Source organism: Xanthomonas sp. NCPPB 1128, assembly GCF_001043115.1.
GTDB lineage: Bacteria > Pseudomonadota > Gammaproteobacteria > Xanthomonadales > Xanthomonadaceae > Xanthomonas_A.
This window is the reverse complement of record NZ_LFME01000030.1, coordinates 58,486-68,807: the sequence shown is the minus strand read 5'-3', so window position 1 is coordinate 68,807 and position 10,322 is coordinate 58,486. Positions and strand designations below refer to the sequence as shown.

The 10,322-nt window shown below is 70.3% G+C and carries 7 protein-coding genes; 2 read left to right on the top strand and 5 right to left on the bottom strand.

What is annotated here, in order from left to right; genetic code table 11:
• The 4 genes from ACP93_RS16735 to ilvC all read right to left on the bottom strand — a co-directional run.
• A partial coding sequence (locus ACP93_RS16735; RefSeq protein WP_048491804.1) for a threonine dehydratase occupies positions 1 to 1,035 on the bottom strand: 1,035 nt, incomplete at its 3' end.
• A 177-nt stretch (positions 1,036 to 1,212) separates the two neighbouring features.
• Positions 1,213 to 1,461 (bottom strand): ACT domain-containing protein, encoded by a 249-nt coding sequence (locus ACP93_RS16730; RefSeq protein WP_017910519.1) that lies wholly within the window; start codon positions 1,459 to 1,461, stop codon positions 1,213 to 1,215.
• The gene (gene ilvG / locus ACP93_RS16725; RefSeq protein ID WP_048491802.1) at positions 1,445 to 3,166 is read right to left on the bottom strand and encodes an acetolactate synthase 2 catalytic subunit; all 1,722 of its coding nucleotides are present in this window, start codon (positions 3,164 to 3,166) and stop codon (positions 1,445 to 1,447) included. The genes ACP93_RS16730 and ilvG overlap by 17 nt, the downstream gene beginning before the upstream one ends.
• A 43-nt stretch (positions 3,167 to 3,209) precedes the next feature.
• Positions 3,210 to 4,217: a ketol-acid reductoisomerase gene (gene ilvC / locus ACP93_RS16720; RefSeq protein WP_048491801.1), complete on the bottom strand. Its 1,008-nt coding sequence runs from the start codon at positions 4,215 to 4,217 to the stop codon at positions 3,210 to 3,212.
• Between the two features lie 491 nt (positions 4,218 to 4,708).
• Between ilvC and ggt the strand changes: the two genes are divergently transcribed.
• Positions 4,709 to 6,430, top strand: coding sequence for a gamma-glutamyltransferase (gene ggt, locus ACP93_RS16715; protein WP_048491800.1), 1,722 nt, complete (start codon positions 4,709 to 4,711; stop codon positions 6,428 to 6,430).
• Between the two features lie 63 nt (positions 6,431 to 6,493).
• Here the strand turns inward: ggt and ACP93_RS16710 are convergent, their stop codons facing one another.
• On the bottom strand, positions 6,494 to 8,071 hold the full coding sequence (locus tag ACP93_RS16710) for a BCCT family transporter (RefSeq protein ID WP_048491799.1): 1,578 nt from the start codon (positions 8,069 to 8,071) through the stop codon (positions 6,494 to 6,496).
• A 346-nt stretch (positions 8,072 to 8,417) separates the two neighbouring features.
• Here ACP93_RS16710 and ACP93_RS16705 point away from each other — a divergent pair, with 346 nt between their 5' ends.
• Entirely contained in the window at positions 8,418 to 10,274 is a 1,857-nt protein-coding gene (locus ACP93_RS16705) for a methyl-accepting chemotaxis protein (RefSeq protein ID WP_048491798.1), read from the top strand.
• Positions 10,275 to 10,322 lie beyond the last annotated feature (48 nt).

Below are 10,322 nucleotides of genomic sequence, written 5' to 3'. Positions count from 1 at the left end.
GGCGGGAGCGGGTGGTGCGGGACGTTGGCTGCGAAGTCGCTCGGCGCTGCGGCGGCGCGGCTTGCGCGGCGGGCGCGGGCGCACCTCCGACAGCAGCGTCGCCAGCACGCCGGCGTCGATGTTGCCGCCGGACACCACCGCGCACTTGCGCTTGCCGGCGACGCGGCGCCCGGCCGCCAGGGCCAGCGCGCCGGCGCCCTCGGCGATGACGTGCTCTTCCAGCGCCAGGCGGACCAGCGTTTCGCGCAGTTCCGCCTCGCGCACGATCACCACGTCGTCGAGCAGGCTGGCGCACAGCCGGCGGGTGATGAACCCGGGGATTTTAACCTTGACGCCGTCGGCCAGGGTGGGCACCGGATCCACGGCGCGGATGTCGCCGCGGATCGCCCGCGCCATCGAATCCACGCCCTCGACCTGGGCGCCGACCACGCGCACGCCCTGCGAGCGCAGCGCCAGGGCCACGCCGGAGGCCAGGCCGCCGCCGCCGATCGGCACGATCACCACATCCGGGGCGTGCGCGGCCAGCTCGATGCCGACGGTGCCCTGGCCGGCGATCACGTCCGGATCGTCGAAGGCGGACAGGAAGCGGTAGCCGTTCTGCTCGGCCAGGTCGCGGGCGAAGGCGAACGCCTCGTCGTAGCTGTTGCCGTGCTGGCGCACGGTGGCGCCCCAGTGGGCGACGCCGGCGATCTTGGTCTGCGGTGCGCCGTGCGGCATCACCGTGATGGCTTGCACACCCAGACGGTGCGCGGCCCAGGCCACGCCCTGCGCGTGGTTGCCGGCGGAGGCGCAGATCACCGCGCGCTCGTCGCCGCGTTCCAGCCCGGCCAGCAGCGCGTCGAGCGCGCCGCGGACCTTGTAGGAGCCGGTGCGCTGCAGGTTTTCCAGCTTCAGCCAGACGCCGAAGCGCTCGGCGTAATGCACCGGCGTCGGCGGCAGGTAGCGGCGCAGCCGCGCCTGCGCGGCCAGCACGTCGGCCACGCTGACGGCGACGTGGCCTACATCCGGCTCCTGCGGGGCGGGGATGTTAGACATGCAGTCGGGACCCGGGGCCCGGGACCCGGGACCCGGGAAAAGCGGGTTCCCGGAGAAGAGACCTCCATGGAAGAAGACACCTCCGTGCAGCCCTGGCTTTCGCGCGTCTCGCGCTGCGCCTGACGCCCGCGGCGACCGCCACGGATCCCGGGTCCCGGGCCCCGGGTCCCGGCCGCCTCATACCACCCCATCCAGCGCGGTCACGCGCACCGACTCGCAGTCGTAGACCTTCTCCATCTGCAGGCGCAGGGTCTCGCCGGGGCGGTTGCCGTCCACCACCAGTTGCAGGTGCCAGCGGCCGGCGTCCTCGGCCACCGGTGCGCCGCTGATCGAGATCGGCGCGAAGCCGCGGCGTTCGGCCATGCCGATCGCGCGCAGCAGCGCGCCGTCGATCGGTTTCAGCACCAGGTCAAGCTGGTAACGCATGTGTCGTCTCCTGGCGCTGGGCAGCGGGATTGCTTTCCAGCATGGTGCTGTTGGCGGTGTTCGGCGGTACCAGCGGCCACACGTTGGCGCGTGCGTCGATGGCCACGTGCAGCAGTGCCGGGCCCGGCTGCGCCAGCAGTTCGGCCAGCGCGTCCTCGACCTGGCCGCGCGCGGTGATGCGCTTGGCCGGGATGCCGAACACCTGCGCCAGTGCGGCGAAATCCGGGTTGTCGGACAGGTCGATCTCGCTGTAGCGCTCGGCGAAGAACAGTTCCTGCCACTGCCGCACCATGCCCAGCGAGCTGTTGTCCAGCAGCACGATCTTCACCGGCAGCTTGCAGCGGGCGATGGTGACCAGCTCCTGCACGTTCATCATGAAGCTGCCGTCGCCGCTGACCAGCACCACGGTGCGGTCCGGGCAGGCGAACTGCGCGCCCATCGCCGCCGGCAGGCCGAAGCCCATGGTGCCCAGCGCGCCGCTGGTCAGGTGGTTGCGCGGGTGGTTGAAGCGGCAGTGCTGGGCGACCCACATCTGGTGCTGGCCGACGTCGCAGGCGATCACGGTGTCGGCCGGGGCCAGTTCGCTCAGCCGCTTCAGCAGGCCGGGCGCATAGATGTCCTGCCCCGGCGCGTCGTAGCGCGCGCCGAACTTCTCGCGATGGCCGACGCAGCGCGCGTGCCAGGCCTCACAGGTGCTGGTCGCCGCGGCCAGCGCGCGCAACGATTGCGCCACGTCGCCGGGCACGGCGATGTCGGCTTGGCGCAGCTTGGAGATCTCGCAGGCGTCGGCGTCCAGGTGGATGACCCGCGCGAACGGCGCGAACTCGGCGAGCTTGCCGGTGGCGCGGTCGTCGAAGCGCGCGCCGACCACGATCAGCAGGTCCGACTCCTGCACCGCCATGTTGGCGGCGCGGGTGCCGTGCATGCCGAGCATGCCCAGGTAATGCGGGTGCGCATGCGGCAATGCGCCCAGGCCGCGCAAGGTCAGCACGGTGGGGATGCGGGTGGTGTCGACGAACGCGCGGAACGCCTCCACCGCATCACCCAGGGCGATGCCGCCGCCACCGTAGATCACCGGCTTCTCGGCGCCGGCGATCGCCGCCAGCGCCTCGGCCAGCACCGCGTCCTGTGGCGCCGGCGGGGTCGGCACCGCCGCCGGCACGTGCGCCGGCAGATGCGTGGCATCGGCCAGTTGCACGTCCTTGGGCAGGTCGATCAGCACCGGTCCCGGACGGCCTTCGCGGGCGATGCGGAACGCGTCGCGCAGCACCTGCGGCAGGTCGTCCACGTGCCGAACCAGGAAGCTGTGCTTGACGATCGGCAGGGTCAGCCCGAACACGTCCAGCTCCTGGAACGCGTCGGTGCCCAGCAGCGGCGTGGCGACCTGTCCGGTCAGGCAGATCATCGGCACCGAGTCGAGCATCGCATCGGCGATGCCGGTGACCAGGTTGGAGGCGCCCGGGCCGGACGTGGCGACGCACACGCCGACCCGCCCGCTGGCGCGGGCGTAGCCGTTGGCGGCCAGCGCCGCGCCCTGCTCGTGGCGGACCAGGATGTGCTTGAGCTGGCTGTCTACCAGCGCGTCGTAGAACGGCATGATGGTGCCGCCCGGATAGCCGAACAGCGTGTCCACGCCTTCGGCTTCCAGGGCCTGCGTCAGCCAGCGCGCGCCGTTGCGGGGCGTGCCGTGAGCGGAGGAGTTCATACGGTGGCGACCTTTCGGTGGAAGCGGGTGGGGGAGCCGCGGATTACGCGGCCTTGGTGCCGCCGGCGGCCGGTGCGGCAGCGGCGTCGCCGTTGAGCCACACCATCTTGGCGCGCAGCTGCTTGCCGACCGTTTCGATGGGGTGGTCCAGATCGGCCTGCTTGAACTTCTTGTAGTTCGGCAGGCCGGCGTCGTATTCGGCCACCCAGTTCTTGGTGAAGGTGCCGTTCTGGATGTCGGTCAGCACGTCGCGCATGCGCTCCTTGGTCGCCGCGTCGATCACCCGCGGGCCGCTGACGTAGTCGCCGTACTGCGCGGTCTCGGAGACGAACTCGAGCATGCGGGTGATGCCGCCTTCGTAGAACAGGTCGACGATCAGCTTCAGTTCGTGCAGCACTTCGTAGTAGGCGATTTCCGGCTGGTAGCCGGCTTCCACCAGCACTTCGAAGCCGGCCTGCACCAGCGACGAGGCGCCGCCGCACAGCACGGCCTGCTCGCCGAACAGGTCGGTCTCGGTCTCTTCCTTGAAGGTGGTCTTGATCAGGTTGGCGCGCGCACCGCCCAGGCCGGCGGCGTATTCCAGCGCGAACTGCTCGGCCTTGCCGCTCTTGTCCTGGTACACCGCCCAGATGCACGGCACGCCGCGGCCGATCTCGTACTCGCGGCGCACCAGCGCGCCCGGACCCTTCGGCGCGACCAGCACCACGTCCAGGTCCTCACGCGGCTTGATCATGTCGAAGTGCACGTTCAGACCGTGCGCGAACAGCAGGCACGCGCCCTGCTTCATGTTCGGCGCCAGCACCTCCTCGTACAGCTTCTTCTGCACCATGTCCGGGGTCAGCACCGCGACCAGGTCGGCGTCCTTGACCGCCTCGGCGGGGCTCTTCACCACGAAGCCGTCGGCCTGCGCCTTGGCTTCGGTCGGGCCGCCGGCACGCAGGCCGATGGTGACGTCGAAGCCGGACTCGCGCAGGTTCAGCGCGTGCGCGCGGCCCTGGCTGCCGTAACCGACGATGGCGATCTTGGTGGTGGGCTGGGCGGAACTGGTCATGGGGCGGATGTCCTTGAACGGTGTTGGAGTGGAGGGGGTTCTTGCATTTGCGGTCACTGAAACGAAAAACCCCGCGCCGTTGCCGGTGCGGGGTCTGATCGAATCCTGGCTGCTTGTCGCTTACACGCCGGTTCGTCCCGCACTTGTGGGCGAGGTAATAAGCACGAGTACGAGGAGCGACGCGGCAGCGTCCGCGCGCAAGGCGGCGGGCTGGAGGGTCGACTTCGGGCGGGTGTGGCGCTGCAACATGCAGCGAGATAACCATGGGCTTTGCGCGACTGTCAACTGTGTTGCGGGCCTGCGTGGGCGAATGTGCCGAAAGCCGCGCCAGCGCTGCATGGTTACGCATGAAACGGAGGTGGCGCAGGCGACGAATAGCGCCAATTGCGCGGAAATCCTGCGGTTGTCGATGACGCGATGTGCCCACGTGCGCGGCGGCGCTGGCCGCACTCGGGTACGGTGGGCGTCCCCTGTTTTCCGGAGAGCCGCGCATGTCCGTTTCGCTTCCTTCCCTGGCGCGCCTGGCGCTCGCGCTGGCGCTGGCGACCTCGCTGCCGGTGCAGGCCGCCGACCGCATCACCGGCCAGCCGTTCGCGACCCGCTCGGAAGTAATCGCCCCGCACGCCATGGCCGCCACCTCGCAGCCGCTGGCCACGCAGATCGCGCTGGAGACCATGCGCGAGGGCGGCTCGGCGGTGGATGCGGCGATCGCCGCCAATGCCGCGCTGGGGCTGATGGAGCCGACCGGCAACGGCGTCGGCGGCGACCTGTTCGCCATCGTCTGGGACCCGAAGACGCAGAAGCTGTACGGCTACAACGGCTCCGGCCGCTCGCCGAAGGCGCTCACCCTGGCCGAATTCCAGCGCCGCGGGCTGAAGGAGATCCCGGCCACCGGCCCGCTGCCGGTCTCGGTGCCCGGCGCGGTGGATGGCTGGTTCGCGCTGCATGAACGCTTCGGCCGCCGCAGCATGGCGCAAAACCTGGCGCCGGCGATCCGCTACGCCCGCGACGGCCATCCGGTGGCCGAGACCATCGCCTACTACTGGGACCGCTCGGTGCCGCGGCTGTCGCAGTACCCCGGCTTCAAGGAGCAGTTCACTCTCGACGGCCGTGCCCCGCGCAAGGGCGAGCTGTGGAAGAACCCGAACCTGGCCAACACCCTGCAGCAGATCGCCGATGGCGGCCGCGACGCGTTCTACAAGGGGCCGATCGCGCGCACCATCGATGCCTACTTCAAGGCCAATGGCGGCTTCTTGCGCTACGAGGACCTGGCCAGCCACCACGGCGAATGGGTCGAGCCGGTGTCCACCAACTACCGCGGCTACGACGTGTGGGAACTACCGCCCAACAGCCAGGGCATCGCCGCGCTGCAGATGCTCAACATCCTGGAAGGCTACGATTTCTCCAGGATCCCGTTCGGCTCGGCCGAGCACGTGCACCTGTTCACCGAGGCCAAGAAGCTGGCCTTCGCCGACCGCGCGCGGTTCTACGCCGACCCGGCGTTCCAGCCGGCGCCGCTGGCGCGGCTGATCTCCAAGGACTACGCCGCACAGCGGCGCGCGCTGATCTCGATGGACCGCGCGCTCAAGGAAGTGCAGCCGGGCACGCCGAAGCAACTGGAAGAGGGCGACACCATCTACCTGACCGTCGCCGATGCCGACGGCATGATGGTGTCGCTGATCCAGTCCAACTACCGCGGCATGGGCAGCGGCATGGCGCCGCCGGGGCTGGGCTTCATCCTGCAGGACCGCGGCGAGATGTTCGTGCTGCAGAAGGACCATCCCAACGGCTACGCGCCGGGCAAACGCCCGTTCCAGACCATCATTCCCGCGTTCGTCACCAGGGACGGCAAGCCGTGGCTGAGCTTCGGGGTGATGGGCGGGGCGATGCAGCCGCAGGGCCACGTGCAGATCCTGATGAACCTGATCGACTTCCACATGAACCTGCAGGAAGCCGGCGACGCACCGCGCATCCAGCACGAAGGCTCCACCGAACCGACCGGGCAGGCCACGGCCATGCGCGACGGCGGCGAACTGAACCTGGAAACCGGGTTTTCCTATGACACCATCCGCGAACTGATGCGCAAGGGCCACCGGGTGATCTTCGCCGACGGTCCCTACGGCGGCTACCAGGCGATCGCCCGCGACCCGGACAGCGGCGTGTACTACGGCGCCTCGGAAAGCCGCAAGGACGGGCAGGCCGCCGGTTACTGACGCCGGCCGGCGCGCCGGTGCAGGCGGCCCAATGCCGCGGCCGGCTGCGAGCGGCGCCTGCGATCAGCGTGGTTCCTGCGCGCTTGCCGCCTCATCGCCGGTGGCGTCCCGCGCCGCCTGTTCGCGCGCGATCCAGGCCTCGATCATGTGCCGGGCGCGTTGCGCCTGGCGGCGTTGGCGGTTGGATTCGGCATCGAGCACGCGGTACAGCGACACGATCACCAACACCATCAGCAGCGCGAACGGCAGCGCGGCGATGGTGATCATGCCCTGCAGCGCATCCAGGCCGCCGGCCAGCAACAGCACCGCGGCGATCAGCGCCACCGCCACGCCCCACACCAGCTTGCGTGACAGCGGCGGGTCGCCGGCCTCGTCGGTGGACATGCTGGCCAGCACCAGCACTGCCGAGTCGGCGGAACTGACGAAGAAGATCATCAGCAGCAACAGCGCCGCGCTCGACAGCAGCAGCGACCCTGGCAGGCTGTCGAACAGCGTGAACAGCACCGTCTCGTAGCCGTTGTGCAGCGCCTGCAGCATGTCGACGTGGCCGAACAACTGCGACCACAGCGCGGTGCCGCCGAACACCGAGAACCACAGGAAGCCCAGCAGGGTCGGCGCCAATACCACGCCGACGACGAATTCGCGCACGCTGCGGCCGCGCGAGACGCGGGCGATGAACGCGCCGACGAACGGCGCCCAGGCGATCCACCACGCCCAGTAGAAGATGGTCCAGTCCGCCACCCAGCGGCTGCCGGAGAACGGCGACATGCGCAGGCTCATCGTCACCAGCTGGTTGAGGTAGGCGCCCAGCGTGGTGGTGAAAGTGTCGAAGATGAAGCCGGTGGGGCCGAGCACCAGCACCGCCGCCAGCAGCAGCGCCGCCAGCACCAGGTTGACGTTGGACAGCCACTTGATGCCGCGCTCCACGCCGCTGCTGGTCGAGGCCATGTACAGCACGAAGGCCACCGCGATCACCGCCATCTGCACCGGGATGCCGGCGTGCACGCCGAACACGCGCTGCAGGCCGGCGGCGATCTGGATGGTGCCGAAGCCCAGCGTGGTCGCCACGCCGACCGCCGTGGCGACCACGGCAGCGATGTTCACGCTCTGCCCGATCCAGCCACGGTGGTGGCGGCCGATGACCGGCTGCAGTATGTCGCTGACCAGGCCGCGGCCGTTGCGGTTGTACTGGAACCAGGCCATCGCCAGGCCGATCAGCCCGTAGATCGCCCAGGGATGCAGGCCCCAGTGGAAGAAGGCATAGCGCATCGACGCGCGCGCCGCCTCCATGCTCTGCGGCGCCAGGCCCTCCGGCGGCTCGAGGAAATGCGAGATCGGTTCGGCCGCGCCCCAGAACACCAGGCCGATGCCCATCCCCGCGGCGAACAGCATCGACAGCCAACTGCCGCGCGAGAACTCCGGCTCGGCGTCTTCGCCGCCGATGCGCAGGTTGCCGAAGCGGCCGAACGCCAGATACAGCAGGAAGCTCAAGGTCAGGAACACGATCAGCAGGTACATCCAGCCGGCGCCGCGCACGACCTCCACCAGCGCCGCCTGCACCACCGTGTTGAATGGCCCAGGCGCGATGCCGGCGATCAGGACCAGCAGGGCCACCAGGGCGATGGAAATGCGGAACACCATGTGGAGCGTCTCCGGTCGTGGAACGGGTAGCGCGCGCTGGCAGTCGCGCAGGCGGGCAGGGAGGTCGATGCCGACGCCGACGCCGACGCGTTTGCTGTGGACTGTCGCGGCCGACCGCGGTGCCGGCGCGCCGCCAGTTCGCGCCACGCCTGGCGTTCGGCACCCGATCGCGCGTCGGACTGGGGCTTGCGTGATCGGATCCTCGCGAAGACGGCGTCATGGCGGCGTCGTGGTCGTGTCTGCCGGGCACGCCGCGGCGCATGATGGTGATTCCGATTGCGGCGGCCGTGACGGCGAGCGCAAGGCGGGAGCCGATACCATGGGCGCAGCACCGAGGGAGACGACGATGGCCTTGTTCTCACGCAGTCCGGACGCCGATGCCGTGCCCGCCGCCGGCTTGCCGGATGCCCCGATCGCCCTGTTGCGGCTGGAACCGGACGGCCGCATCAGTGCAGCCAATCGCGCCGCCGTGGATCTGCTGGGGGTGACGCCGCAGGCCCTGCTCGGTGCCGCCAGCGAGGCAGTCTGGGGGCTGCCGCTGACCGCCCTGGTCGGCGCCGAAGGCAGCTGGCTGGCGCCGGGTGCCGACCCCACACGCCGCGTGCGCTACCAGCGCGACCGCGATCGCGGCGGCCAGGGCTGGCTGCTGTCGCTGCCGCATCCGGAAACCGCCGCGCTGCTGCGCGACGTCGCCCTGCTCAGTGCCGGCCAGGGGCAGGGCGCCATCAGTCCGGCGCTGCAGGCGCTGGCGCAACGGATCCAGGAAGGCACGGCGGCGCAGGCGCTGCTGGAGCGGGTCGGCGAGCGGCTGACCGGCTGCGATCTGGATCTGGGGCTGCAGACGCCGCTGTCGGCGCAGGAGACCGAGGCGATGCCGGGGCGGCGCCTGTCCGCCGGATTCGGCAACCTGGCCGAGGCGATCCGCCAGGCGGTGGCGCTGTCGCTGCAGATCGCCGCCGAAGTGCCGCACGTGGTGGCCGAGAACGACGAACTGGCGCGGCAGTCGCAGACCCAACTGGATGCGCTGCAGACGGTGCTCGCCACCACCCGGCAACTGCTGCAGGGCCTGCACGAGATGGACCGCGACCTGCGCGCGGTGATCGCGGTGGCGGCCAGTGCCGACGACAGCGCACGCCAGGGCGTGGAGGCGGCGCGCACCCTGGGTCAGGCGATGCAGGAAGTGGCGCGACGCTCGGCGCGCGCCAACCAGGTCATCGAGGTGATCGATGCGGTCGCGTTCCAGACCAATATCCTTTCGATCAACGCCAGTATCGAAGCAGTGCACGCCGGCCCCGCCGGACGCGGCTTCGCAGTGGTCGCCACCGAGATCCGGCAACTGGCCGAACGTGCCGCCACCGCGGCGCGCGACGTGCGCGGCATCATCGGCGAGACCGGTACCGCGCTGCAGGAGAGCGCGGCCTCGGCCCAGCGCACCGAACAGGTGTTGGGCGGCATCGGCGAACTGCTCGGCCGCGCCAGCGCGGCGATGGACGCGGTGGCCGGCCGCATCGCCACCCAGAGCGGGGAGATCGGTGGTATCGACCGGGCCGTCGAGCACGTGGTCGGGCTCAGCCGCAGCAACCTGGAGCATGCCGCGCGCGTGGTGCAGCGCAGTGCCGACCTGGCCGCCGGCAGCGACACCCTGCACGACTGCGTAAACCTGTTCCGCTTGCCCGCCGATCCGATGCACCAGCCGCGGCATGCGCGGGTGCGCGATCTGGCCCAGGCTGCCGCCGCCAGCATCGGCCTGGCGTTCGAGGCAGCGCTGGCGCGTGGGCGCATCGCCGAGGATGCGCTGTTCGCCACCGAGTACGTTCCGATCCCGGGCATCGACCCGCCCAAGTACCGTACCGCCTTCGATGCGCTGTGCGACGCGTTGCTGCCGCCGCTGCAGGAGCCGCTGCTGGCCGCGCATCCATGGATCGTGTTCGCGATCTGCGCGAACGTCGACGGTTATGTGCCGACCCACAACCTGCGCTTCAGCCAGCCGCTCAGCGGCGACCGTGCGCGCGATCTGGTCGGCAACCGCACCAAGCGCATCTTCAGCGACCGGGTCGGCCGCAACGTCGGCCGCCACACCGAACCGTACCTGCTGCAGGTGTACCGGCGCGATACCGGGCAGATCCTGTTCGACCTGTCGGTGCCGGTGCAGGTGCGCGGGCGCCACTGGGGCGGCTTGCGCGTGGCCTACGTGCTCGAGTGAGCGTGGCGCGCAGGCAAAAAAAATGCCGCCGGCAGGGCCGACGGCGAT

What these genes read in the sequence shown, in the direction of transcription:
- ACP93_RS16705 (WP_048491798.1), top strand. Translation starts at nt 8,418, where the DNA reads ATGGCCTTGTTCTCACGCAGTCCGGACGCCGATGCCGTGCCCGCCGCC.
- ilvC (WP_048491801.1), bottom strand. Translation starts at nt 4,217, where the DNA reads ATGACCAGTTCCGCCCAGCCCACCACCAAGATCGCCATCGTCGGTTAC.
- ggt (WP_048491800.1), top strand. Translation starts at nt 4,709, where the DNA reads ATGTCCGTTTCGCTTCCTTCCCTGGCGCGCCTGGCGCTCGCGCTGGCG.
- ilvG (WP_048491802.1), bottom strand. Translation starts at nt 3,166, where the DNA reads ATGAACTCCTCCGCTCACGGCACGCCCCGCAACGGCGCGCGCTGGCTG.
- ACP93_RS16710 (WP_048491799.1), bottom strand. Translation starts at nt 8,071, where the DNA reads ATGGTGTTCCGCATTTCCATCGCCCTGGTGGCCCTGCTGGTCCTGATC.
- ACP93_RS16730 (WP_017910519.1), bottom strand. Translation starts at nt 1,461, where the DNA reads ATGCGTTACCAGCTTGACCTGGTGCTGAAACCGATCGACGGCGCGCTG.